Annotated in this window: 22 protein-coding genes; 7 read left to right on the top strand and 15 right to left on the bottom strand. The window is 70.8% G+C overall.

Annotated elements, in window-relative coordinates; all coding sequences use genetic code 11:
• Window positions 1-5 precede the first annotated feature (5 nt).
• Complete coding sequence (locus ACV7GQ_RS00230; RefSeq protein WP_470311556.1) at window positions 6-782, top strand: CbiX/SirB N-terminal domain-containing protein; 777 nt, start codon at window positions 6-8, stop codon at window positions 780-782.
• On the opposite strand, the gene ACV7GQ_RS00225 is transcribed toward ACV7GQ_RS00230, so the two are convergent.
• The 3 genes from ACV7GQ_RS00225 to cobN all read right to left on the bottom strand — a co-directional run bounded on the left by ACV7GQ_RS00225 (window position 779) and on the right by cobN (window position 6,266).
• A complete protein-coding gene (locus ACV7GQ_RS00225) occupies window positions 779-1,537 on the bottom strand; it encodes a cobalt-precorrin-7 (C(5))-methyltransferase (protein ID WP_470311555.1) in 759 nt (252 codons plus the stop codon). The two genes, ACV7GQ_RS00230 and ACV7GQ_RS00225, sit on opposite strands and share 4 nt — an antisense overlap.
• A 66-nt stretch (window positions 1,538-1,603) precedes the next feature.
• Window positions 1,604-2,320: a precorrin-8X methylmutase gene (locus tag ACV7GQ_RS00220; protein ID WP_470311554.1), complete on the bottom strand. Its 717-nt coding sequence runs from the start codon at window positions 2,318-2,320 to the stop codon at window positions 1,604-1,606.
• Window positions 2,310-6,266 (bottom strand): cobaltochelatase subunit CobN, encoded by a 3,957-nt coding sequence (gene cobN, locus ACV7GQ_RS00215; protein ID WP_470311553.1) that lies wholly within the window; start codon window positions 6,264-6,266, stop codon window positions 2,310-2,312. Before cobN ends, ACV7GQ_RS00220 begins: the two co-directional genes overlap by 11 nt.
• Window positions 6,267-6,301: 35 nt before the next feature.
• Here cobN and ACV7GQ_RS00210 point away from each other — a divergent pair, with 35 nt between their 5' ends.
• Genes ACV7GQ_RS00210 through ACV7GQ_RS00200 form a run of 3 tightly spaced genes read left to right on the top strand, consistent with a single transcriptional unit; the run spans window position 6,302 to window position 9,344 of the window.
• The gene (locus ACV7GQ_RS00210) at window positions 6,302-8,395 is read left to right on the top strand and encodes a VWA domain-containing protein (protein ID WP_470311552.1); all 2,094 of its coding nucleotides are present in this window, start codon (window positions 6,302-6,304) and stop codon (window positions 8,393-8,395) included.
• Between the two features lie 53 nt (window positions 8,396-8,448).
• Entirely contained in the window at window positions 8,449-8,637 is a 189-nt protein-coding gene (locus ACV7GQ_RS00205; RefSeq protein ID WP_470311551.1) for a CbtB domain-containing protein, read from the top strand.
• Window positions 8,637-9,344, top strand: coding sequence for a CbtA family protein (locus tag ACV7GQ_RS00200; RefSeq protein ID WP_470311550.1), 708 nt, complete (start codon window positions 8,637-8,639; stop codon window positions 9,342-9,344). Before ACV7GQ_RS00205 ends, ACV7GQ_RS00200 begins: the two co-directional genes overlap by 1 nt.
• Window position 9,345: 1 nt before the next feature.
• Here the strand turns inward: ACV7GQ_RS00200 and ACV7GQ_RS00195 are convergent, their stop codons facing one another.
• The 6 genes from ACV7GQ_RS00195 to ACV7GQ_RS00170 all read right to left on the bottom strand — a co-directional run bounded on the left by ACV7GQ_RS00195 (window position 9,346) and on the right by ACV7GQ_RS00170 (window position 15,027).
• Complete coding sequence (locus ACV7GQ_RS00195; protein WP_470311549.1) at window positions 9,346-9,513, bottom strand: zinc-ribbon domain-containing protein; 168 nt, start codon at window positions 9,511-9,513, stop codon at window positions 9,346-9,348.
• 112 nt (window positions 9,514-9,625) lie between these two features.
• Complete coding sequence (locus tag ACV7GQ_RS00190; protein ID WP_470311548.1) at window positions 9,626-10,681, bottom strand: TrmB family transcriptional regulator; 1,056 nt, start codon at window positions 10,679-10,681, stop codon at window positions 9,626-9,628.
• Window positions 10,682-10,706: 25 nt separating this feature from the next.
• Window positions 10,707-11,864 (bottom strand): ABC transporter ATP-binding protein, encoded by a 1,158-nt coding sequence (locus tag ACV7GQ_RS00185; RefSeq protein WP_470311547.1) that lies wholly within the window; start codon window positions 11,862-11,864, stop codon window positions 10,707-10,709.
• 62 nt (window positions 11,865-11,926) lie between these two features.
• Window positions 11,927-12,376: a hypothetical protein gene (locus tag ACV7GQ_RS00180; RefSeq protein ID WP_470311546.1), complete on the bottom strand. Its 450-nt coding sequence runs from the start codon at window positions 12,374-12,376 to the stop codon at window positions 11,927-11,929.
• Complete coding sequence (locus tag ACV7GQ_RS00175) at window positions 12,373-13,065, bottom strand: DUF624 domain-containing protein (protein WP_470311545.1); 693 nt, start codon at window positions 13,063-13,065, stop codon at window positions 12,373-12,375. Before ACV7GQ_RS00175 ends, ACV7GQ_RS00180 begins: the two co-directional genes overlap by 4 nt.
• A 33-nt stretch (window positions 13,066-13,098) precedes the next feature.
• Window positions 13,099-15,027: an amylo-alpha-1,6-glucosidase gene (locus ACV7GQ_RS00170; protein ID WP_470311544.1), complete on the bottom strand. Its 1,929-nt coding sequence runs from the start codon at window positions 15,025-15,027 to the stop codon at window positions 13,099-13,101.
• A 113-nt stretch (window positions 15,028-15,140) separates the two neighbouring features.
• Between ACV7GQ_RS00170 and ACV7GQ_RS00165 the strand changes: the two genes are divergently transcribed.
• Genes ACV7GQ_RS00165 through ACV7GQ_RS00155 form a run of 3 tightly spaced genes read left to right on the top strand, consistent with a single transcriptional unit; the run spans window position 15,141 to window position 18,385 of the window.
• Window positions 15,141-16,493, top strand: coding sequence for an ABC transporter substrate-binding protein (locus ACV7GQ_RS00165; RefSeq protein WP_470311543.1), 1,353 nt, complete (start codon window positions 15,141-15,143; stop codon window positions 16,491-16,493).
• 6 nt (window positions 16,494-16,499) lie between these two features.
• Window positions 16,500-17,519: a carbohydrate ABC transporter permease gene (locus tag ACV7GQ_RS00160; protein WP_470311542.1), complete on the top strand. Its 1,020-nt coding sequence runs from the start codon at window positions 16,500-16,502 to the stop codon at window positions 17,517-17,519.
• On the top strand, window positions 17,519-18,385 hold the full coding sequence (locus ACV7GQ_RS00155) for a carbohydrate ABC transporter permease (protein ID WP_470311541.1): 867 nt from the start codon (window positions 17,519-17,521) through the stop codon (window positions 18,383-18,385). Before ACV7GQ_RS00160 ends, ACV7GQ_RS00155 begins: the two co-directional genes overlap by 1 nt.
• Window positions 18,386-18,485: 100 nt before the next feature.
• On the opposite strand, the gene ACV7GQ_RS00150 is transcribed toward ACV7GQ_RS00155, so the two are convergent.
• The 6 genes from ACV7GQ_RS00150 to cobJ are packed head-to-tail and all read right to left on the bottom strand — an operon-like array spanning window position 18,486 to window position 23,181.
• A complete protein-coding gene (locus ACV7GQ_RS00150) occupies window positions 18,486-19,712 on the bottom strand; it encodes an outer membrane protein assembly factor BamB family protein (protein WP_470311540.1) in 1,227 nt (408 codons plus the stop codon).
• Window positions 19,705-20,076, bottom strand: a complete 372-nt coding sequence (locus ACV7GQ_RS00145; protein WP_470311539.1) for a DUF3209 family protein — start codon at window positions 20,074-20,076, stop codon at window positions 19,705-19,707. The genes ACV7GQ_RS00150 and ACV7GQ_RS00145 overlap by 8 nt, the downstream gene beginning before the upstream one ends.
• 6 nt (window positions 20,077-20,082) lie before the next feature.
• Complete coding sequence (locus ACV7GQ_RS00140) at window positions 20,083-21,306, bottom strand: CbiX/SirB N-terminal domain-containing protein (RefSeq protein ID WP_470311538.1); 1,224 nt, start codon at window positions 21,304-21,306, stop codon at window positions 20,083-20,085.
• Window positions 21,303-21,962, bottom strand: coding sequence for a cobalamin biosynthesis protein (locus ACV7GQ_RS00135; protein ID WP_470311537.1), 660 nt, complete (start codon window positions 21,960-21,962; stop codon window positions 21,303-21,305). The genes ACV7GQ_RS00140 and ACV7GQ_RS00135 overlap by 4 nt, the downstream gene beginning before the upstream one ends.
• Entirely contained in the window at window positions 21,959-22,222 is a 264-nt protein-coding gene (locus ACV7GQ_RS00130) for a ferredoxin (RefSeq protein WP_470311536.1), read from the bottom strand. Before ACV7GQ_RS00130 ends, ACV7GQ_RS00135 begins: the two co-directional genes overlap by 4 nt.
• Window positions 22,222-23,181 (bottom strand): precorrin-3B C(17)-methyltransferase, encoded by a 960-nt coding sequence (gene cobJ / locus ACV7GQ_RS00125; protein WP_470311535.1) that lies wholly within the window; start codon window positions 23,179-23,181, stop codon window positions 22,222-22,224. Before cobJ ends, ACV7GQ_RS00130 begins: the two co-directional genes overlap by 1 nt.
• Window positions 23,182-23,183 lie beyond the last annotated feature (2 nt).

Here is a 23,183-nt window from a genome sequence, read left to right as displayed (position 1 = left end):
AACCCATGCCTCACGACACACTCCTGCTCATCGGTCGAGAGACGGCCCGCGCGACGACCGCGTTCGAGACCCACGCCCGACGGCTCCGGGACCGGGACCTCGTGGACGACGTCCGGTTGCTGACCTACGGCGAGGAGCCGCGTCGGGCGCTGACCGAGGCGGTCACCGACCTCGACACCGACCGGGTCGTCGCCGTCCCGCTGACGGTCGCACACGACCACGTCACGCTCCAGACGGTGCCGACGCTGCTGGGCGACCTCGACGCGACGGTCCGGTACTGCGAACCGGTCGGCCGGAACGCGCTCGTGACCGCCGCCGTCGAGGCCCGGGCGGCCGCGGCCGCCCCGAGCGACGCCGGGACGTCGGTGGCGCTGGTCGCGGCGGGGTCGAGCAGACGGCCCTACCAGCGACAGGTGACGGAGTACCACGCCGAGCGGCTCCGTCGCCGGTCGTCGTTCGGCGAGGTCGTCCCCTGCTACCTGCGGCAGAACCCGACGGTGGAGTGTGTCCGCTACAACCTCACGGGCGACCACGCCGTCGCGGTGCCGCTGTTTCTGTCCGAGTGTGCCGCGACGGCCGAGCGCGTCCCAGAGAAGCTCCAGCTCGACCGCGGCGGGCTGGCGTACGCGGCCCCGCTGGGCGACCACCGGCAGGTCACCGAGGCCATCGTCTCGACCGTCGAGACCGAGCGCGCCCTCGACACCGGACCGACGCCACAGACCTTCGAGGCGACGTTGACGGCGACGACCCGCGCGATGGCGACCGACGGCGAGGGTCGCTAGGCGCGCCGGACGACGAGCACGGAGAGGTCGGAGAAGGGCGTGTCTCCCGGCCCGTCGCCGCCGGCGTGGTCGGCGAGTCCCGCGAGCGTCGTCGCGGTTCTGGCCTCGTCGTCGTGTGTCAGTCGCTCGTAGACGATGGCCGTGAGTTCGGGGTCCGCGCCGGCATCGAGGAGGTCGGCGGCGACGTCGCCGGGCATCACGTCGTAGGGGCGGGGCAACACCAGCAGGTGACGCTCGCCGACGGCCGCGCGTAACCGCTCGCGGTCGGCCGAGAGGTCGCCGCTCTTGTGGAGCGTGACGAACGTCGCGTCCTCCATCGGCGTCCGCGCGCGACTCGCCGCCAGCTGGAGCGACGAGATGCCGGGGACGACCCGGACCGGCGCGTCGACGGCGCGCTGGACCTTCCCGACGAACTGGTAGCCCGAGTGGTTCGGGTCGCCCATCAGGACCGCCGTCCCGCGCTCGCCCGCCGCCACGCGGTCGGCGAACGTCGCCAGCGTCGCGCCCTCGTCGCGGTAGCCACAGGTCAGCAGGTCGGCGTCGGTGCGGTCGGCGACGAACGCGACGACCGTCTCGAAGCCGACGACCACGTCGGCCTCGCGGATGGCCCGCTCGCCGCGCGGCGTGAGGTACTCGCGGTTCCCCGGGCCGATACCGACGGCGTGGACCGGGTCGACGGCGTCGGGGGCCTCCGGCGCGGCGGCCGCGAACGTCGCCGGGTCCGGGCCACTGTCGAGGTCGTAGTCGTCAGCCATCGAGGTCGACCGCCCCCTCGCGGCTCGCGGGTCCATCCTCCCCGCTCGCTCTTCCCGAGGGAGCGGTCACAGGTCGACCGCTCCCTCGCGAGCGTCCGAGGCCACGTGCACCAACTCGTTCGTCAGCCCGGCGGCGAGTCCGGACCCGCCGCGGCGGCCGACGTTCGTGATGGTCGGGACACCGTGGTCGGCGGCCACGTCTCGGAGCCGCTTCCGGCTCTCGGCGGCCTTCACGAACCCGACCGGCGTGGCGACGACGACGGCGGGCCGGGTCCCGGCCGCGATGCAGTCGGCCAGCGCGAGCGCCGCCGTCGGTGCGTTGCCCACGACGGCAATCGACCCGTCGTACACGCCCTCGCTGTCGAGTTCGAGGACCGAGGCGGCGGTGCGCGTCATCCCCGTCTCGGCCGCGAGGTCGGCGCCGTTGCCGATGGCCTTCCGGACCGGGCAGTCGTGACCACGGCCCGTGATGCCGGCCTTCACCATCGTGATGTCGGTGACGATGGGCGCCTCGTCTAGGACCGCACGCGCGCCCGCCCGGACCGGTTCGGCGTCGTCCGCCCCGGTGAAGCGGACGAGGTGCTGGAACTCGGGGTCGCCGGTCGCGTGGACCGACTTCTGACGAATCCGGTCGGCCAGCGTCTCGTCGGGGACCAGTTCCCGGACCCGGTCCATCGACGTCTCCGCGATGTCCATCGCGTTCGCCGTGGTCGCGCCGAGGTCGGCGTACGCCTCGAAGTCCGCCCCGTCCTCGGCTGTCGCGTCGTCCGGGTCAGTCGTCATCGCTCGTCACCTCCGCGGGGTCGCCGACGGGACCACTCCCGGCACGCGCCTCCAAATCACCGTCGACCTCGAGGTTGAGGTCCCGCAGTCGGTCCTCGGTCTCGGCGTCGGCGTCCCAGAGGCCGCGGTCGATGGCCTCCAGGAGCGTGTCGGTGATGGAGTCCAGCGCCCACGGGTTCACGTCTCTGAGCCACTCCTGTCGGTCCTCGTCGAAGGCGTACTGGTCGGCCACCTCCCTCCAGAGCGTGTCGCTGACGACGCCGGTGGTGGCGTCCCAGCCCAGCACCACGTCGACCGTCGTCGAGAGGTCGCCGGCGCCCTTGTAGCCGTGTTCCGTCATGGAGTCGAGCCACGACGGGTTGAGGACGCGGGCGCGCATCGCCTTGCGGACCTTCTCCTCGTTCGTGTAGACGTCGACGTCGTCGGGGTCCGACGAATCGCCCACGTAGGAATCTGGTTCTTCGCCGGCTATCTCGGTCACCGCCGAGATGAACCCGCCGTGGAAGGCGTACCAGTCCGAGGAGTCGAACTCGTCCTGTTCGGCGGTGTCCTCTATCTTGACCGTCGCCTCCACCGAGGCGAGACGGCGCTCGAAGGCGTCGTGGGCGTCGCTGACGCGGCCCCGGGACCCCATCGCGTAGCCGCCCCACTGGACGTACACGTCGGCGAGGTCCGAGCGGTCCTCCCAGTTGCCCTCGTCGACGGCCTTGTTCGTCCCGGCGCCGTAGCCGCCGGGTCGGGTCGTGAAGACGCGGTGTTTCGCGGCGTCGCGGGCGTCGTCTGCGTCCATCCCGTCGGCCACGAGGTCGTCCGTCTCCGCCTCGACGTGCTTCTTGACGTAGTTCATCTCCGGTGGCTCGTCGCGGTCCACGACGGCGTCGACGGCGTCGTGGACGACGCTCGCCGCTGCGGGGAAGGCGTCCCGGAACAGCCCGGAGACCCGCGTCGTCACGTCGATTCGCGGGCGGCCGAGTTCGTCCAGCGGAACCGGGTCGACGTCCTCGACGCGGCCGGCGTCGGACCAAACGGGTTCGACACCCATCAGCGCGAGCACCTGTGCGATTGTCTCCCCGCGCGTTCGCACTGTCGGCGTCCCCCAGACGACGACGCCTATCTCCTCGGGGTAGTCGCCTTCGTCGGTCTCGTCTCGCGGTTCGTCTGACTCTCGGCTCGACTGGTCCGTGGCGCTTCGCGCCGCGCTAGTGTGCCGGTCGAGGACACCCTCGGCGACCTCGCTCCCGACGTCCCACGCGGATCTGGCCGGGACCTTCCGCGGGTCCAGCGTGTAGAAGTTCCGCGCGGTCGGGAGCAGGTCGACGCCGCCGCGGGTCGGCGCTCCGGACCCGCCCGGCGGGATGTAATCACCTTCGAGGGCATCTGCGGTCCGGGGTATCTCGTCGGCCGCGCCGGCGACCCGCGGGGCGGCCTCCTCGCAGATGTAGGAAAGCACCTCGCGCAGGTCGTCGTGGGCGCCCGACCGGGCGCGTGCGTCGCCGAGCGGGTCGACGTCGACGACGAGCAGGTTCATGTTGACCTCGCTGTCCCCGTCGTCGAGCTCGCTCTCGGGCACGTCGAAGTCGTGGTCGGCGAGCGTTCGCACGAGGTCCTTGCTCGTCTCGTGGACGTGGTCGGCGGCCTCGGCGTAGGTCATCCCCAACTGCTCGTCGTACTCACCGGGGGCGTTCCGGAGGTTGTCGTAGTCGACGCCGAGGACGCCGGCGACGCTCTCGCGCAGGGAGGGCGCGCCGGGGTTCTCCAGTCGCGTGAGCGCGACGAGGTAGTCGACGAGGCGGTCGTCGGCGGGCGGTTCGCCCATCGTGTGCAGGCCCTTCCGAATCTGGGTCGTCTTGACGTCGGTGAGGTACTCGTGGACGCGTTCGACCAGTTCGTCGATAGCGAGGTCCGCACCGTCGACGTCGCCCTCGGCGAGCGTGGTCCCGGCTTCGTCCGGACCGCGCACGTCGGCCCGCTCGTCGATTTCGCCCTCGATACCCAGTTCGACCGCGAGGTCCAGTTCCTCGACCGTCTCCCGGAGCAGGTCAGCGAGGTGCTCGCCGTCGTCCGTTCGGGCGTCCTCCATCCCCGCTTCGCGGTAGCGGTCGGCCAGTTCCTCCAGTTCCGCGAGGTCGTCGTAGGTGCCGGCGTTGGCCATCACCGGCGTGAGGTAGTCGACGATGGCGGCGTAGGACCGGCGCTTGGCCTGCGTGCCCTCGCCGGGGTTGTTGACGATGTAGGGGTAGACGTTCGGGACGTCGTCGATGAGCTGGTCGGGCGCGCTCTCCCCGTCCAGTCCGACCGTCTTGCCGGGGAGCCACTCCAGACTGCCGTGGGTGCCCAGGTGGACGACGGCGTCGGCCGCGTATTCGTTGCGGAGCCAGCGGTAGAACGCGACGTAGTCGTGGGGCGGCTGGAGGTCCGAGTCGTGGTACACCTTCGAGGGGTCCATCCCGAAGCCGCGCGGGGGCTGGACGGTGACGAGGACGTTGCCGAACTCGACGCCGGGGACGGCGAAGGGCCGGTCCGGCGGGTCGCCCCACTCGTCGGTGACGTTCTCCCTGAAGCCCGAATCGAGGGCGTCGAACCACTCGGCGTACTGGTCGGGCGAGACGGTGTCGACGCTCAGCTCGCGGACGTCCTCTGGGGCGACCCAGCGGTCGTCCAGCGTCAACTGGGCGGTCAGGCGCTCGACGAGCGACTGGCCGGAGTCGGGCAGTTCCCCGCCGGTATCGTACCCACGCGCGTCGAGTTCGTTCAAGAGGTTCACCGTACTCTCGGGCGAGTCGAGGCCGAACGCGGTCCCGATGCCGTCGTCGCTGGGCGGGTAGTTGTGGAGGACGACGGCCACGTCCTTCTCGTCGTTGGGCGTGTGGCGCAGGGCGGCCCAGTTGACCGCGAGGCGGGCGACGTGGTCGACCCGGTCGTCGATGGGGAAGTGCTGTTTGGGAGCGCTCCCGATGTCGGCGGCGTCGTCGGTGCGCTCCTTGCCGGAGATGGGGTGTGTGATGACGTTGCCGTCGAACTCCGGCAGCGCCACCGAGAGGGCGAGTTCGAAGCCCATCACGCCCGTATCGCTCGCGTCGTAGCGGGAGCGCGAGCGCATCGTCGTCACCGTCTGGAGGACGGGGACGCCCAGACGGTCGAGGAACACGTCCTCGGCCCCGTCGCCCTCGTCGTCGGCGCTCCGGCCGCGTTCGTCCATCGACAGCGAGAACATGAACGACGAGCAGACGGCGTCGACGCGCGGGTTCCCGTCGGCGTCCAGCAGCCACTCCTCGGTCACCTGCTCGGCGTTCCACTGCCCCTCGGCGTCGGTCGCCGGTTCGCAGAAGACCGGGAGCGCGTTCGCGCCCTCGCGCTCGATGGCGCGCACCTGCGCGTCGACGTAGCGGGTGTTCTCGTGGGTCCAGTGGGACTCGTAGAACCAGACGGCGACGGTCGGTTTCTCGGGGTCGAAGGTCGCGTACAGGTCCTCGAACCCCGCGGCGGGGTGGTCGGGGTGGTAGACCCCCTCCGTCGGGAGGTGGACCGGGTCGTCGTAGGCGGGGTCGGCGTCGCCGTACTGCGCGACGAGGTAACGCACGCAGTTGGCGACGTTGCTCGCACCGCCCCGCTCTAGGTACTCGGAGACCGTCTCGCGGTGGTCGTCGGGGACGGACGTGTCCTCGACGGCGAAGGCGTCGCCGGTCGCCTTCACGACCAACGGGACGCCCGCCGCCCGCAGTCGCTCGACGGCGCGTTCGTAGCCCGGCATGCTGTCCTCGGCGCCGTGAAGCCAGAGGACGACGGCGTCGGCCGTCTCCAGGTCCGTGAGGAACGCCTCGACAGCGGGTTCGTCGTCGAAGTCGCTCTCCGAGCGCACCGTGAGGTCGGCGTCGACCTCCGCGGCGGCGCGCTGGACGGCCCCGAGTTCGTTCTCCGTCGCGGTGTAGAGTCCGATGTGTGGCATAAAGTTGTTAAACTCCCGTTTGCTCTAATACAAGTATGGTTGTATTCGGTACGGGCAAAAAAGCTTCGCAGGGGCCGTCGTTCGAGGCGGTGGTCGGCCAGCGCGACCTCAAGGACGGACTGCTGGCGGTCGCCGCCGACGACAGCCTCGACGGGTTGCTGGTTCGCGGCGAGAAGGGCACCGCGAAGTCGACGACGGTGCGGGCGCTGGCGGACCTGCTGCCGAGCCAGCGGGCCGTCGCCGACTGTCCGTACGGCTGTCCGCCCGACGACGCCGACCGGCAGTGTGCGGACTGTCGGACGCGTACCGACCCGCCGGTCGAGGAGCGGTCGGTGCCGCTCGTGACGCTCCCGCTGGGCGCGACCCGGGACCGGGTGGTCGGGACGCTCTCGGTGGCCGACGCGCTGGCCGGCGAGTACGAGTTCGACCCGGGCCTGCTGGCGCGGGCCAATCGGGGCATCCTCTACGTCGACGAGGTGAACCTGCTGGACGACCACCTCGTGGACGTCCTGCTGGACGCGGCCGCGGGCGGCGTCAACCGCGTCGAACGCGACGGCGTGACGGTGACCCACCCCGCCGAGTTCACGCTCGTCGGCACGATGAACCCCGAGGAGGGGGAGTTGCGGCCCCAACTCCGCGACCGCTTCGCCCTCCAGACGGAGGTGACTGCATGCGAAGCCGTCGACGACCGGGTCGCCATCATCGACCGTGCGCTGGGCGACGACGACGAGTCGGACTCCGAAAGCGGGCGCGCCCGGTCCGCTCGCGAGCGCCTGCTGACGGCCCGGGACCTGCTCCCCGACGTCACCCTCGCTCGCGAGTTCCGCGAGCGGATAGCCGAACTCTGTCGGGACGCCCGACTCGACGGCCACCGCGGCGACATCGCGACGGCCCGGGCCGCGCGGACCTTCGCCGCGCTCGACGGCCGGTCCACCGTACTAGAGTCCGACGTGGAGCGGGCCGCCGAGTTCGCGCTCCCGCACCGCCTGGCCGCCGAACCGTTCGCGGAGCCGCCGGACGTCGACGACGTCCTCGACGACCACTTCGAGGACGACGAGAGCGAGGCGGACGAGGAGGGGAGCGACGGCGAGACAGGTGACGACGGGGGGTCCGACACCGAAGACGGCGACGGCGAGGCCGACGAGGGCGACGGGGCGGACGGGTCGACCGGCGACTCGCCTACCGACGACAATCAGGGAGACGACGCCGGCGGCGAGCCGGACGAGAACGACCGGGACGGGTTGCCGGCGCCCGCGGAGGACGGCGTCGGTGACGCCGACGACGAAGAAGAGGACGGCGAATCCGGGGAGAACGACGGCGAAACATCCGACGAGGCGGCCCCGCCACTCCTCCCCGGGCAGTCCCGCGCGTCGGTCGGGGAGGGCGACGCGCCGGCGATGGGCGCCCCCTCGGTCGACACCGACGGCGGGACGGCGAGCGGTCGAGCGGACGCGACCGGGACCGAGCGCGGTGCGACGGTGCGGACGGAACGGGCCGACGCCGAGGACCGGGTGGACGCCGCGGCCTCGGTTCGGGCGGCGGCGAGACGCGGCGCGGACGGTGTCGAGTCCCGGGACCTCCGACGGTCGGTCCGCGCGGGCGACGCGGAGACGCTGGTCGTCTTCGCCGTCGACGCCAGCGCGTCGATGCGGCCGGCGATGCGGGCCGCGAAGGGGACGGTGATGGAGCTACTGGAGGGCGCGTATCGGGCCCGCGACGCGGTGGCGTTCGTCACCTTCGCCGGCGGGGACGCCGACGTGGTGTTGCCGCCCACCGACAGCGTGGCGCGGGCGGCCCGCCATCTCAAGGACCTGCCGACCGGCGACCGGACGCCGCTCCCGGCCGGCCTGCGGACCGCGAGCGAGGTGGTGACCCGAGCAGACCCCGACGCCGCGGTCGTCGTCCTCGTCACCGACGGCCGGGCGAACGCCGCCGACGGCAGCCCGGTCGACGAGACGCGCGAGGCGGCGCGAGCGCTCGATGCAGTCGCCGACCGGACGCTCGTCGTCGACGCGGGCGACGACGGGCGCGCGGGGGTGACCGACCTCGTCGCCCGCGAGACGGCCGCCGACGTGGTCCCGCTGTCGGCGCTCAGCGCCGACCGGGTCGATACCGCCGCCGACCGATGAGGTCAGGCGGAAGTTTTACAATCTTACTTGTTCTGTTAGCAAGTAGAATTTCAATGCAGGCAACCGACGACAGCGTCTCCGACCGCATCGAACGCGCCAGAGCCAGTCTCACCGGCACACAGGTCGCCGTGGCGCTCGCGCTGGTGGCCGCGCTCGGTTTCACGCTCCTGTTCGTGCAGGACCCGATGCTCCACGACTCGCTGCACAACTTCCGCCACAGCGCCGGCGTCACCTGCCACTGATGGCGACCGACCACCTCGAACGCGGCGCGCTGGCCGGCGTCGCCGGCGGCCTCGTGTACGGCCTGTTCGTGGCGACGGTCGGGAACAGTTTCACCGCCGGGCTGGAGACGTTCGAACACGGTCACGGGGGGAGCGGCCCGGTCGTCTCGGGGCTGACGACGGCGCTGGCGAGCGTCGGCGGCGGTGTCCTCTGGGGCCTGCTGTTCGGCGTCGTCGTCTTCGGCGTCGGCTACTACCTCCTGGAACCGGCGCTGCCCGGCACCGGCGCGACGAAACGGCTGGCACTCGCCGGCGCGGGCTTTCTGACCGTCTCCGGCGCACCGTGGCTCGTCCTCCCGCCGCAACCGCCGGGCGTCGCGCAGGCCCTGTCGACGGAGATGCGACTGGCGTGGTACGGCGGCCTGCTGGTCGTCGGGGCGCTGGTCGCCGTGTCCTGCGGGGTCGCGTATCAGCGGAGTGCGGGCCGTTCCCGGCCCGTCACCGTCGCGGCGACGGTCGCACCGCTCGCGTTGCTGGCCGTCCCCGTCGTCCTCGCCCCGGCGAACCCCGTCCACGGCGACGTGCCGACGGCGCTGGTCGCGGCGTACCGCTGGACCGTCGTCTTCGGGCAGTTGGTGCTGTGGGGGACGCTCGCGGCGGTCCACACGTGGCTGGGTGGGCAAGCGACGACTACCGTCGACGCCGACTACCCCGCGACGGCCGACTGAGTCAGTTCTCGCCGGTCAGGTCGGCCCCGCATTCGGGGCACTCCTCGACGTCGTCCGGGACCGACTCGCCACAGGCCGGACACTCCCCGGTCCGGTGGGCCTCGGCCGCCTCGCTGGCCGTCTGTTTGAACTTCTCGACCTCTCGACCCGCTCTCTCGAAGAAGCCCACGCTAGGCACCTCCGGTCGCGTCGCCGTCGGCCGTCGGACTGTCCATATCTGGCCCACGGACGGTAGCGGCAAAAGGTTCGGGTCGGTCGGTGCCCGCCGCGCTGCCGGGCAGTCAGTCGACGGTCTCGACGATGAACCGGCGGGCTTCGATGTCCTCGAGCATGGCGCCCCAGCCACCGACGGTGTACGTCTCGTCCGGCGTTTCGAGCGCGATGGTCGCCTCGTCGGTGAACGTCGCGAGCGCCGGGCCGTTCGCGCCGGCCGTGTAGGTGATGTCCGTGACGCGGCCGGTGAACTCGCGCTCGACGCCCTCGCCGCGGACCTGTCCGTGGACGGTCAGCACGACCTCTCGGCCGTCATCGAGGAGCGGTCGGATGTCCCGGATGCACTCGCGGATGTTGGTGAACGTCCGCGGGAGCGAGTCCTCCCGGGCGTCGAAGACCATCGGCCACGGCTCCCAGAAGGCCGTCTGGAAGTACCAGTCGAACATCCGCGACAGCGAGTAGTCGTTGACGAGGAGCCCGTACTCCTGGCGCGGGTGGAGCGTCTCCTCCGGCGTGAACGAGACGGACATCCGGTCGGCCAGCAGGAGGAACGGCGTCGGAAGCCGTCGGTGGCGGACCTCGGTCACGGCGCCGTCGAGGTCGAGGTCGGGCAGCTCCTCGACGCCGGTGATGGTGGCCTTGACGACGACACCGCGGTCCACGGCGGCCGCGAGCGGCTCGCGGAACTCCCGGAACTGCTCCGGGGTCAGCGCCACCTCGACCTCGTTCTCCGCGTCGCCGATCTGCTCGGCGGCGCGGTCGTAGATGGTCGAGACGGGCCGGATGATGCTGACCTGGTGGTTCTCGACGGTGGGCTTCTCCCAGCGTTCGCGGAGCTCGGAGCCGGCTTCGGTGACCGTGTCGGCGTAGGCGTCCAGCTGCTCGATGACCTCCTCGGGGTCGCGCGCGCGAGCGTGGAGACTGCCCTTCTCGTAGGTCTCGACGTAGCCACTCCCCTCCAGGTTCCGGAGGACGTCGTAGATGCGGGCCTGCGGGACGTCGCTCGCGTCGGCTATCTCCGTCGCCGAGGCGCTGCCCAGTTCGAGCACGGTGACGTAGGCGTCGGCCTCGTACTGTGTCAGGCCGATGTCCTCGAGGGTGGTGCGGAGTGTCTCCGTGTCCATTGGCGGCACCTGTGTCGCCTCGTCGCTAAAGCGTGACGCCTTCGGGCAGCGACTCCGTCTCGACGGCGCGGTTGAACACGGCCGCGCCGGTCTCCCCGTCGAAGACGTGGACGCGCTCCCGCGGGAACCGCAGTCGGACCGACTGGCCGAAGTCGATGTCGTACTCGCCGGCGACGGAGGCGACGACTTCCGTGCCGCCGACGTCGAGGTGGACGAGGTTCTCCCGGCCCATCGGCTCCACGACCTCGACGGCGCCCTCGACGGTGTCGGGCCCCGACTCGGTCGCCAGCTCGATGTCCTCGGGGCGGACGCCGAGCGTGAGGCGCCCGGCCCGACCGATGCGGTCGGCCTGCGCGTCGGTGAACGCGTACTCGACGCCCTCGGTAGTGCCGACGCCGGAGCCGGCGTCGTAGTCGAGTTCGAAGAAGTTCATCGAGGGCGAGCCGATGAACCCGGCGACGAACCGGTTGGCCGGCTCGTGGTAACACTCCAGCGGCGTGCCGAGCTGCTGGAGTTCGCCGTCGTTCAGGACGGCGATGCGGTCGCCCATCGTCATCGCTTCGGTCTGGTCGTGGGTGACGTAGACGGTGGCGACCGACAGTTGCTCGTGGAGCTGCTGGAGCTCGGTGCGCATCTCCGTCCGGAGCTTCGCGTCGAGGTTCGACAGGGGCTCGTCCATCAGGAACACCGACGGCTCGCGGACGATGGCCCGCCCCAGCGCGACGCGTTGCTTCTGGCCGCCCGAGAGGGCGTCGGGGCGACGGTCCAGCAGCTCGGTGATGCTCAGCATCTCGGCCGCCTCGAAGACCCGCTGGTCTATCTCCGCGTCGTCGAGGCTCGTCGTCATCTCCAGTCCGAACCGCATGTTCTCCTCGACGGTCTTGTGCGGGTACAGCGCGTAGTTCTGGAACACCATCGCGATGTCCCGGTCCTTGGGCTTGGCGTCGTTGACGACCTCGTCGCCGACCCGGACCTCGCCCTCGGTCACCTCTTCGAGGCCCGCCAGGAGGCGGAGCGTCGTCGACTTGCCACAGCCCGAGGGACCGACGAGGACGAGGAACTCCCCGTCCCGGACCGTGATGTCGAGGTCGTCGACGGCGACGACCGGCCCGTCGTCGGCGTCGAACCGTTTCGTGACGCCGTCGTACTCGACGGCGGTGCGTGTCTCGTTGGCGCTCGCCATTGTCTATCGTCTCACTCAGGCGCCGGGGACTTAGTAGTTACTACTCCAGTAGTGATGCTTTCTCAGGCGTTGAAACCGACGAGCCACGGGACGAACGCCGGCGAGAGGTAGGCGAACCACTGGACGGCCCAGGCGAGCCCCAGCCACAGGAGTCCCCACGGCGCCGAGACGAGGACCGGACGGACCGGCCAGCGGGCGCCCTCGTTCGTGCTCTCGCGGGGGTAGACGAAGTCCGCGAGGAAGTGCAGGGCCATCCCGAGGGTCACGAAGTGGATGGCCGTCGCCAGCAGGGGCGGGAGCAGCCCCACGCGGTCGAGCGCGGCGTACGCGAGCGCCGGCAGGAGGAAGGTGTGGAGGAGCCACGACCGGTGGAGCCGTTCGTCGAGGGCGTCGAGTTCGGGGAGCAGCGTCCCCGCGACCAGCGGGACGGCGACGGCGGGGTGGTGACCGAGGACGACGGCGAGGAACGCGACGGGGACGGCGCTCGCGACGTGGCGTTCGCGGCTGGTCACGGCTCACCACCGACCCGGAGCGTGCCCTGGTAGGCGCGGACCACACGAAGCGCGCCGTCGCCGGCGGTCTCCTCGTACGCGACCACCTCGAGCACCGCCAGCAGTCCCGGGAGGAGGAGGACGGTGGCGATACCGAGGCCGAGACACAGCACGACCAGCAGCGAGGCGAACAGGGCGTGCAGCACCGAGAACGAGGGCGTCGAGAGGAGGTGCCGCCCGGCGTCCCACAGCGCCTGTCGGGCCGACGGCGCACCCTCCCGGACGAGCAGCGTCGCGGCCCGGAGCACCGTCACGAGCGTGGCGGCGAGCGCGTACCCGCCGAGCACGGCGCCGACCAGCAGCGGTCCGCTCCGGTTGGCGACGGCGAGGCCGGCGTAGGCCAGCGTGGTCGCGGCCACGGCCACCACGAGCGCGCCGAGCGGGAGGCCGCGGCGGAACTGCTCGCGGAACGCCGTTCGGAACGTGCGGAGGCGGTCCCGTTCGGTGACCTTCCCGCCCGCCGTCCGACCCGTGACCCCCTCGGTCTGGGCCGCGACCAGCGCGACGACGGCCGGCCCGAGGGTGACGACCGGGAGCGCGGCCAGCGAGAACGCGAGGCTCAGCGCGACGACGCTGGTCAGGTCGGAGTAGGCCGCGCGGCCGAACGCCGCGAGGGTGCCGACCGGGTCGAGGGATGGGCGGGATGTCATCGTGGTGTCTCCGGAGTGGGTCGGTGAAAGTGCTTACTCCACGAGCAGCGGCGGTTCGACCGGGGTCCCGTCGACGGCCCGCAGGCACGCGACGGGGGCCGCGGCGGCCCACGCCTGCGGTTCACACGCCTCGCCGTAGGTGACCGGGACGGTCGTCCGCTCCCGGTCGAAGCCGGCGAACAGCTCCGGCAGGCGGTCGTTGCCGCGCGCCCGGGCCGCCGCGACCAGTCCGTCGCCGACCGTGCTGGCGGCGTCGGTCCGGCCGTAGCGCGCCATCCCGAGCGCACACAGCGAGTTGTCGTGGGGCCAGACGCTCCCGAGGTGGTAGCTCTGGGGGTTGTAGGCGTCGTGGTCGGCCGACAGCGTCCGGATGCCCCACCCCGTGAACATGTCCGGGGCGAGCAGACGGTCGACGACGTCGTCGGCGCGAGATTCGGGGACGATACCGCTCCAGAGGCAGTGCCCGGGGTTGGTCGTCACCGACGGGACCCGCTCGCCGTCGCCGGTGACCGCGACGGCGTAGAACGACTCCGAGGAGAGCCAGAACGCGTCGTCGAACCGCGTTCGGAGGCCGTCGGCCGCGCGTTCGAGTTCGCGGGCGCGGTTCGGGGCGCCGACGTGGTCGGCCAGTTCCGCCCCGCGTCGCATGGCGTCGTAGGCGTACCCCTGTACCTCGGCGGCGGCGAGGGCCCCACTGGGGTGGCGCCCGTCCGGGAACAGGATGCCGTCGCCGCTGTCCTTCCACGCCTGGTGGCGCAGGCGCCCGGACTCGCCGCTCTCGAGGTCGTACGTGACGAACTCGCCGTCGCCGATGCCGTACTCGTCGAGCCACGTCAGCGCGCGGTCGACGTGGGGCCAGAGGTCGGCCGCGAACTCGTCGTCGCCGGTGAACCGCCACGCCTCGTGGGCGACGACGACGAACAGCGCCGTCGCGTCGACGGTCCCGAAGTACGGCCGGTGGGGGACGAGTTCCCGGGCGGTGAGTTCCCCGTGGCGTATCTCGTGGAGTATCTTCCCCGGTTCGGCGTCGCGCTCGGGGTCGACGTCGGTCGCCTGCTGTGCGGCGAGATACCGGCACGTCCCCTTCGCTACCTCGGCGGTCAGCGGGAGGGCCTGATACGCCGCGATGAGTGAGTCCCGGCCGAACGCGGTGGCGAACCACGGGACCCCCGCCGAGTACAGCGGGCCGTGGTCCGTGTCGAGGCGGAGCTCGAGGAGATTCTCCCGGCTCTCTGCGAGCACGTCCCGCCAGCTCTCGTCGTGGGCGGGGAGCGTGGTGGTCTCCAGCCAGCGGCGTTCGCGCTCGCGGACGGTGCGGCGGGCGTCGTCGACCGCGTCGGCCGGCGACGCGACCGGCGGCGTCGGCGTCACCGCTATCGAGAGGTCGCGGTGTTCGCCGGCGGCCAGCGCGAGCGAGAGCGTCAGCGTGGCGTCGGTCCGCGCGCCGTCGGTCGTCACGGCCGGGTCCACGTCCGCCGGGCCGTCGACGGCGACCGAAACCTCGCGGTCGAAGTCCACGTCGTCGGGGTGGTAGCCGAAGGTCACGCCGGCGTCGCCAGCCCGGGCCTGTACCGTCCGCGCTATCTCGGTCCCCATGCCCCGGACCTCGAACAGGTCGTCGAACCGCGTCCCGAGCGAGAGCGTCAGGGTCGTCTCCGTCCGGTCGTCGGTCAGGTTCGAGACGGTGACCCGCTCGTAGAGGCCGTCGGTGACGAACTGGCGGCGTGCGACGTGGTAGCGGCGCGCCCCGGTCTCCATCGGGGAGCCGAGGTGGAGGAGCCGTTCGCCCGGCCTGACGTCCACGACCTCCAGCGCGTCCAGGTCGGTCGGCAGGGAGAGGTCGTAGCGGTCGAGGTGGCGGACGTCGCGGTGATAGAACCCGTCGTGGTCACGACTCGGCCGCCCGTCCTCGTCCGTCACGAGGAACGTCGAGCCGGTGACGACTGTGCTGTCGGTCTTCATCGTGCAGCGATATACCGACGGTGGGTAATAAAACCCGGTATGTGTTACTACTGGAGTAGTTGCACTTGGGAAAGAAATAAGTATTCTCGCTATTTCGTTGTGCACGAACGTACATGACCGACGACAGCACGAGCGGACGACTCTCACGGCGGCGGTTCGTGACGGGACTGAGCACGGCGGGGGCGGCGGCGTTCCTCGCGGGGTGTAGCGACGACAGCGGCGGTTCGGGTGGTGACGGGTCCGGCGGTGACGGGTCCGGTGGCACGGAGACGAGCGCTGGGACGACGACGCCGATGAACGCCGACATCACCCTCTCGGGGTGGGCGGCCAACAACGAGGAGTCCGCGCTCGTCACGGACCTCGTCTCCGAGTTCGAGTCCAACCACGACGGCATCTCGGTCGACTACAACCCCATCCAGTCGAAGTACAAGCAGAAGCTCAAGACACAGCTCGGGGCGGGCAACGCGCCGGACGCGTTCTACGTGGACTCGTCGTACTTCCCGTCGTTCGCGTCCGCTGACGTCCTGCTCTCGATGGATTCGCTGGCCGAGGCGGAGGACTACGACACCGACGACTTCTTCGACCCGCTGCTGGACGCCTTCCGGTTCGACGGCACGCTGTACGGCGTCCCAAAGGACTTCTCGACGCTCGGACTGTTCCACAACACGGCGATGTTCGAGGAGGCCAGCGTGGACCCGCCCGAGACCTGGTCGGAGTTCTCGGACGCCCTCTCGGCGCTGAAGGACAACGTCTCCAACGAGAAGTTCAAGGCGCCGATGATAGAGTACGCCAACGGCCGCTCGTGGTGGGCCTTCCTCTACCAGAACGGCGGGCAGGTGCTCTCGGACGACGGGAGCGAGGCCGTCTTCGCCGACGACCCCGGCGTCGAGGCCCTGGAGTTCCTCACCGGCCTGAAGGAGGACGGCCTGCTGGCGGTCCCCAGCGACCTCGGTTCGGGGTGGCACGGGGCCGCACTGGCCAGTCAGGAGGTCGCGACGGCCGTCCTCGGCCCGTGGGGGCTGCCGTTCCTCGAGGGCTACGAGGACAACCCCGAGATCGACGACCAGGTCGACGTCGCCCACCTCCCGAAGCCGAGCGACGGCCAGAAGGCGACGGTCGCCTACACGGTGTCGTACAGCGCCTCGGCCGCCACCGACAGCCCGGCGGCGACGAAGGAGCTCGTCCGGAGCCTCACCAGCGACGAGGGGATGGCCCGCTGGGCGAAGAAGGGGCTGGCGCTCTCGGCGCGGAAGTCCCACGCCGACCTCGACTACTACGACGAGCACCCGCGCCGGAAGACGCTGCTGGAGGCCGGCGACTGGTCCCACCCCTTCTCCTTCGGCCCCAAGAGCGAGTCCATCGTCAACCGCGTGCGTCCGCAGCTCGAGGCCGCGATGCTCGGCGAGAAGTCGCCCTCGGACGCGCTGTCGACCGCCCAGCAGAAGATCAACGACGAGGTCCTGTAACCGACGATGGCGACCGAGTCCCAGCGGTCCCTGGTCGAGGACGCCCTCGCCGGTACGCGCCGGCTACTCACCAGCGCCAAGCGGCGCGTGGGCATCCACGAGGACCAGAACAACCTGATGGGGTTCGCGTTCGTCGCACCGAACATCCTCGTCTTCTCGGCGTTCCTGCTGGGACCGGTGCTGTACGCCTTCTACATCTCCTTCCAGGAGTGGAGCATCCTCGCGGGCGCCGGCACCTGGGTCGGCCTGACGAACTACGTCGAGGTGCTGCGCCCGCTCCCGGTGGCCTACAGCGGCAGTGGACTGACGTGGCGGCCCGAGGTGTTCACGAGCCCGTCCGCCAACCTCTGGTGGTACGCGCTGAAGAACACGTTCGTCTACGCCATCGGGACGGTCCCGCTCCAGATATTCGGCGGGCTGGCGGTCGCGCTGATGCTCGACAAGCGCGTGCGGTTCAAGAAGACCTACCGCGCCGCCTACTTCATGCCCGTGATGCTGTCGGGCGCGGCGTCGGCGGTGATGTGGCGCTGGTTCCTCGCCGGCGACGGCGTCATCAACGGCGTCCTGCCCACGTTCCTCGAACACAACTGGGCCGGCGACCCGGGGACGGCGCTGGGCGGCGTCATGCTGATGGCCGTCTGGGGCGGTATCGGCTCGAACATGATCTTCTTCCTCGCGGGCCTCCAGAACATCCCCGAGGAGCTGTACGAGGCCGCCCGCATCGACGGGGCCGGCGCCTGGTACCGCTTCCGACACGTCACCTGGCCCAGCCTCGGCAACACGAACTTCTTCGTGTTCGTGATGGCCATCATCTCGGCGTTTCAGGTGTTCGGTATCGCGCTGGTGTTCTCCGAGGGCGGCCCCGTCTACGCGACGACGACGACGGTGCTGCTCATCTACCAGCGCGCCTTCGAGGAGGGCGCCTTCGGCGAGGGCGCCGCGATGGCGTTCCTCCTGTTCCTGCTCATCTTCGCCTTCAGCTACTACCAGTACCGCTACCGCGACGAGACGGAGGTGGACTACTGATGGCCCGGTCGAACTACGAGTACCCCGGCTACGAGCGCAGCGGGGCCGGCTACTGGACGAAGACGACGCTGCTGTACGTCCTCGTCACCGCCGGCGCGCTGTGGATGACGCTGCCGTTCTGGTGGACGCTGACCACCTCGCTGTCGGCGTCGCCGACGGCCGCGACGGTGTCGTTCATCCCCGCGGCGTTCACCCTCGACAACTTCCTGACGCTGTGGCGGCGGCCGGACATCCTGCTGGTGCGGTGGTTCGTCAACACGGTCATCTTCGCGGTGACCGTGACGGCGTTCAACCTCACGTTCGACTCGCTGGCGGGCTACGCGCTGGCGAAGGTCGACTTCTGGGGCCGGGACAAGCTGTTCCTCGGGTTCATCTCGACGATGATGATTCCGGGGATGGTGACCCTGATTCCGGTGTACCTCATCCTCGTCGAACTCGGGTGGATAAACACGTATCAGGGCCTCATCGCGCCGCTGGTCGCCCAGCCGCTGGGCATCTTCCTGCTGCGCCAGCACTTCAAGAGCCTGCCGTCGGCGCTGGGCGACGCGGCGAAGATAGACGGCTGCAACGAGTTCCAGACGTTCTACAAGATATACCTCCCGCTCGCGAAGCCGGCGCTGGCGACGCTGGGCATCTTCACGTTCATGGGCGCCTGGAACAACTTCCAGTGGCCGCTCATCATCGCCAACGACAACGAGATGTACACGCTGCCCATCGCGCTGTTCGCGGTGCGCAACCAGTACTTCGCGGAGTGGGGCCTGATGATGGCCGCCGCGCTCATCATCGTCGCGCCCGTCATCGTCGCGTTCCTCGCGGCGCAGAACTACTTCATCCGCGGGATGAGCCTCTCGGGGATGAAGGGGTGACGCGGACTCGCGCCGGCCGTGCCCGTTCGCCGGCCCGGACTCCCGGCCTACTGGCTGTGTAGCGCGGCACGGAGCGCGAGTCGGCGTCGCCGACAGCCCGTCACTCGGCGGAGAAGGGGTGGAGACGGTACGCACCGCGTTCGCGGCCCTCGTCGTGGTAGACGACGGGTTCCTCGACGGCGACGACCGCCCCGTCGTCGACGGCCGCCGCGGTGACGACGCCGTCGGTGTCGTGGGTCGCCACTCGACCGCTACCGACGTCGTAGACGCGGACCGCGTGGGCGTCGGGGTCGCGGTCTCTGAAGTGCTGGGCGCCCGGCACGGCGACCAGCGAATCGTCGCTCCCCAGACCGCTCGCGAACCCGCCGACCGGGCCGGTCCAGCGCTCGGTTCCGTCGAGAGAAACGCCGACAGCGGTGTGCTCGCGGGGGTGTCGCGCGTCGGTCTCGCGGCCGTCCTCGGGGTAGGTGTTGCCCGTCACGAACACCGCACCGTCGTCGGCCGCGTGGACGTGGTTCGGATAGGCGTACACCGTCTCGCCGTCCACGTCTCGCGGCGTCGCCAGCGGGACGCGCCAGCGTTCGGCGCCACCCGCGTCGAGGCGGTAGCCACGGTAGTCACCGTGGCTCGTGATGACGGCGCCCGAATCGAGGAGCGCCACGTCGCCGACCCGGCGCTGGCCCTCGGTGCCGGGGTCCCACATCCAGCGTGGCGTCCCGTCGCCGGCGTCGAGGACGACGAGGCCGTGCTGGTGGTCGCCGGGACAGCGGTTGTACGCCACCGCGAGGCGACCATCGCGGACCGACAGGGCGATGGGGGAGGCGTCGGTCCGGCAGGTCCAGTCGATATCGCCGTCGGGTGCGAACGCGTAGACGACGCTCTCGAAGGTCCGCTCGCCGTCCGACCCGCGTTCGTAGCGGCGCGCGGCCGCGTACAGTCGGTCGCCGTCACTCGCGAGGCTGGCGACGAACGGCAGGAGAAAGCGCGTCTCGTTCTGTGGTGTGCCCACGTCCGCGCGCGTCTCGTAGCGCCAGCGGACGCGTCCGTCGCCGTCGTGACAGCGTATCTCGCCGCGGGCGCTGCGCTCGCCGACGACCCATCCCCCTCGGAACGGCGTCGCCGCGACGACGCTCCGCCGACCGTCGCTCTCGTGGTGCCAGCGGACCGCCGGGCGCGGCTTCGAGACGTCGACCGCCCGCAGGTCCCCGTCCGCGGTCCCGACGAGTGCAGTGCCGTCCGCGACGGCGACCGCAGAGCGGCGGCCCTGTTGACGGGAGCGGGCCGGCGCTACCTCGCCCAGCGAGACGGTCGGCGCCTGTTCACTCATCGACCGGGAACGCCTCGTGGAGGACGTCGTGGGCCTCGCCCAGCCCTGCAAGAACGTCCTCCCCCTGCGTCGTCAGCCGCTGTACCGCCCGTTCGGTGTCCCGCACCGCCACGAGGCGGCCCCGGAGATAGTCGTACTCGGGGTCGTCGCTGTCGGTCCGTGCGATCTCCTCCTCTAAGTCGACGAGCGCCGCGTCGAGGTGGCGCTCGATATCGGCGAGCGTCTCGGCGTCGGCGAGCGCCTCGATGGGGCCGGTCGTGTGGCCCTCCAGCTCCTGTTCCGCGTGCTGGCGCGCGTGGTCGTCTTCGGTACCGAGAACGTTCATGAGGCCCAGTCTGAGGGCCTCGATTTCGTAGCAGCTCATAGTGTATCAGAGCGTCTGGTCGACTAACTCGCTCACGATTCGGTCGCGGTCCAGATGCGACGAGACGATACCGTCGGCGTCGTCCTCGTCCACACCGCCGTACCAGACGCCGTCGGGGTAGACGGCGACCATCGGCCCCTCGCCACAGCGACCCAGACAGGACGACCGTGTGATGCGGGCGTCGCACTGGTCGCTGTCGCGGGCAGCCTGCCGGAGGCGTTCGAGGACGGCGGGGGCGCCGTCCTGCGCGCAGGTCTGGTTGGTGCAGACCGCGACGTGTTTCTCCGGGGCGTCGTGGACGTGCGGGTCGTCGGCGACGTCCTTGCGGTCGGCGTGTTCGGCCTGGTGGGTCAGCGCCCGGAGCATGGCCCGCGCGCCGCCCTGGTCCGCCTCGTAGCCGTCGAGTTCGACCTTGTACTTGCAGGTGTCACAGGACATCTCGACGCTCCCCGTTCGCGCTTCCTGCCAGCGGTCGCCGAGCACGTCGAGCAGGCGCGGGTCGGTGCCGAGCGGGTCGCCGTAGGCGGCGTCGACGTAGGGGTACTCCTCGTCGAACTCGTCGGCGCCGTCCTCGATGCGCCCGGTCAGCACGCCGTCGCCGAGCATGTACGGCAGGACGACGACGGCGTCGGGCCGGGTCTTCGCGATGTCGTGGAGCGTCTCGTCCAACAGCGGCTCGGTGACGCCGATGAACGACGCGTCGACCCGCGAGAACGCTCGCCCCTCGTACAGCAGGCGCGCGAGTTTGTGGACGTCGGCGTTGGCGTCGGGGTCCGAGGAGCCGCGGGCACACAGCACCACGGCCACGTCGTCGGCCTCGCGGTCGACGCCCATCTCGGCCTCGACGGCGGCCGCGCGGTCGTCCAGCAGGTCGAGGATGGCCGGGTGGACGCCCAAGTGCGCGCCGTTGTCGATGGTCAGGTCCGGGTGGGTCTCGCGGGCCTGCTGGACCGCCAGCGGCACGTCGTTCTTCACGTGGCTGGCGGCAAAGAGCGAGAGGTGGACGACGGTCACCTGCGACACCGTCGACGCCAGCCCGGCGATGGCCTCGTCGATGGCCGGGTCGGCCAGTTCGAGGAAGGCGGCGTCGACCGGGATACCCAGTCGGCCCTCGAGGTCGGCCGCGAGTTCGCGCACCTGCTCGTTGGACTTCTCGCGGCGGGAGCCGTGGCCGGCCAGCAGGACCGCTTCGTCGTCTAACCCGTCGGGCGCGGCGGTCGCTTCGCTCATCGGACCCGGTCCACGCTCTGTCGGAGCTTCCGCCGACGACTCGGCGCGAACAGCCCGGTCCCTTCGCTCCCGTCGTAGAGCCAGTCCGCGAGGGCCGGCACCGCGTCGTCGTCGACGCCGAACCAGTAGCCCGACGAGGCGTCGGCGAGGTCGTCGTACGGCGCGTCGACGGGGACGCTGTCGAGCAGTGACTGGACGGTCCGGAGCAGGCGCTCGTCTTCGTGGACGAAGGAGACGCCCACCGCCTCGTCGTCGGACTTGAAACACACCGTCCCACACCCCTCCAGCAGGCCCCGGAGGAGTTGCCGGTCGTGGGCGGCGAGCGTGTCGAAGCGGTAGCCGCCGGCCGCCCCGTCGAAGGGCAGTCCCAGTGCCGCGCTTGCACGGTCGGCGAGGCCACCGAGGACCTGCACCGTGTACTCGTCCTCTGTCCGGGTTATCGACGTGTCGTGGGCGTACTCGCGCTCGACGATGCGGTGGTCGGCACGCTCGGCCCCGGCGATGGACGCCAGCCGTCGGGCCGCGGTCTCGTCGCTCGTCCTGACGGTGACACAGCCGTCTTCGCACGCCCCGTCGGCGGCGACCCGGCCCCAGAAGTACGCCGTCTCCGGGTGGGCCGAAAGCAGGTCGCCGGGCGCGCCGGTCTCGATGCTCACGGCTCGGCCCCCTCTGTCACGGCGGCCGTCCCGGTCTCAGCATCGTCGGCGTCGGTGACGCTGATGGCGTCCAGCGGACAGGCGGCGGCCGCCTGCTCGGCCGACGCGCGCCGGTCGTCGTCGAACGTCGCCGCGACGGCCTCGGCGTCGTCGACGTCGAGACTGGCAAGTCCCTCGCTATCCTCCACGAACCGGTCGTCGCGCACGAGACAGGCGAAGACGCCGTCGCAGGCCTCGCGGTCGATGGTGATTCGGTACATCAGTAGTCGTACTTCGTCTCGTAGCCCCGCGGCGTGACCATCCGCTCGTCCCAGACGTAGGTGTCCTCGTTGCCGACCAGCAGCGTCGTCGTCATGTCCACGAGGTCCGTCTCGCCCAGTTCCGGTAACTCGCCAAGGTCGACGATTTCGACCCGTTCGTCCTCGCGGCCGGCGGCGTGGACGACGCCGACCGGCGTCTCGGGGTCGCGGTGTTCCAGTAGAATCTCGCAGCACTTCTGGTAGTTCTCGCGGCGCTTGCGACTCCACGGGTTGTAGACGGCGATGGTGAACCCCTCCTTGGCGGCGGCGTGGAGTCGGGACTCGATGGTCGGCATGTCCGTGAGGTGGTCCGACAGGGAGATGGAGACGGTGTCGTTGACCAGCGGCGCGCCCACGCGGGCGGCACACGACTGGGCCGCCGGGACGCCCGGCACGACGTCGAACTCCAGCATCGACGCCGTCGCGCCCTTCGACTCGACGATTTCGAGCGCCAGCCCGGCGAGCGCGTAGACGTTCGGGTCGCCGCTGCCGATGATGGCGACGTCGTTGCCGGCGAGCGCCCGGTCGATGGCCTCCTCCGTGCGCGAGACCTCGCCGCACATCGGCGTGTCGTAGACGTCGTCGGCGCTCTCCGTGATGTCGTCGGGGAGCAGGTCGACGTAGGTCGTGTAGCCGACGATGTGCTCGGCGTCGGACAGGGCCGCCTTCGCGCGGGCGGTCATCCCCTCCGGCTGGCCGGGGCCCAGACCCACGGCCACGAGGCGGCCGGGGTCGGCGTCGAAGTCGTCGACGGTTGCGCCGACCTCCTCTTCGGCGTCGTCGGTCGAGGCGCCGCACGCGCTACTGCTGGACGAGGCGCTGCTGGCGCCGCACTTCGAGCTCCCGTCGTCGGGCTCCGTGCTCGCTCCGCAGTTCGATTCGGTGTCTGTACTCGCGTCGGTGGTGTTGTCAGTGCTCATGA

The organism is Haloarcula sp. MBLA0163, from assembly GCF_055632435.1.
Note: the sequence above shows the minus strand (reverse complement) of the source record. Positions and strands in the feature narration are given on the sequence as shown.

Bases quoted from the DNA above. Each gene is read 5' to 3' on its own strand.
- ACV7GQ_RS00230 (WP_470311556.1), top strand. From the start codon at position 6: ATGCCTCACGACACACTCCTGCTCATCGGTCGAGAGACGGCCCGCGCG.
- ACV7GQ_RS00225 (WP_470311555.1), bottom strand. From the start codon at position 1,537: ATGGCTGACGACTACGACCTCGACAGTGGCCCGGACCCGGCGACGTTC.
- ACV7GQ_RS00220 (WP_470311554.1), bottom strand. From the start codon at position 2,320: ATGACGACTGACCCGGACGACGCGACAGCCGAGGACGGGGCGGACTTC.
- cobN (WP_470311553.1), bottom strand. From the start codon at position 6,266: ATGCCACACATCGGACTCTACACCGCGACGGAGAACGAACTCGGGGCC.
- ACV7GQ_RS00210 (WP_470311552.1), top strand. From the start codon at position 6,302: ATGGTTGTATTCGGTACGGGCAAAAAAGCTTCGCAGGGGCCGTCGTTC.
- ACV7GQ_RS00205 (WP_470311551.1), top strand. From the start codon at position 8,449: ATGCAGGCAACCGACGACAGCGTCTCCGACCGCATCGAACGCGCCAGA.
- ACV7GQ_RS00200 (WP_470311550.1), top strand. From the start codon at position 8,637: ATGGCGACCGACCACCTCGAACGCGGCGCGCTGGCCGGCGTCGCCGGC.
- ACV7GQ_RS00190 (WP_470311548.1), bottom strand. From the start codon at position 10,681: ATGGACACGGAGACACTCCGCACCACCCTCGAGGACATCGGCCTGACA.
- ACV7GQ_RS00185 (WP_470311547.1), bottom strand. From the start codon at position 11,864: ATGGCGAGCGCCAACGAGACACGCACCGCCGTCGAGTACGACGGCGTC.
- ACV7GQ_RS00175 (WP_470311545.1), bottom strand. From the start codon at position 13,065: ATGACATCCCGCCCATCCCTCGACCCGGTCGGCACCCTCGCGGCGTTC.
- ACV7GQ_RS00170 (WP_470311544.1), bottom strand. From the start codon at position 15,027: ATGAAGACCGACAGCACAGTCGTCACCGGCTCGACGTTCCTCGTGACG.
- ACV7GQ_RS00165 (WP_470311543.1), top strand. From the start codon at position 15,141: ATGACCGACGACAGCACGAGCGGACGACTCTCACGGCGGCGGTTCGTG.
- ACV7GQ_RS00160 (WP_470311542.1), top strand. From the start codon at position 16,500: ATGGCGACCGAGTCCCAGCGGTCCCTGGTCGAGGACGCCCTCGCCGGT.
- ACV7GQ_RS00155 (WP_470311541.1), top strand. From the start codon at position 17,519: ATGGCCCGGTCGAACTACGAGTACCCCGGCTACGAGCGCAGCGGGGCC.
- ACV7GQ_RS00150 (WP_470311540.1), bottom strand. From the start codon at position 19,712: ATGAGTGAACAGGCGCCGACCGTCTCGCTGGGCGAGGTAGCGCCGGCC.
- ACV7GQ_RS00145 (WP_470311539.1), bottom strand. From the start codon at position 20,076: ATGAGCTGCTACGAAATCGAGGCCCTCAGACTGGGCCTCATGAACGTT.
- ACV7GQ_RS00140 (WP_470311538.1), bottom strand. From the start codon at position 21,306: ATGAGCGAAGCGACCGCCGCGCCCGACGGGTTAGACGACGAAGCGGTC.
- ACV7GQ_RS00130 (WP_470311536.1), bottom strand. From the start codon at position 22,222: ATGTACCGAATCACCATCGACCGCGAGGCCTGCGACGGCGTCTTCGCC.
- cobJ (WP_470311535.1), bottom strand. From the start codon at position 23,181: ATGAGCACTGACAACACCACCGACGCGAGTACAGACACCGAATCGAAC.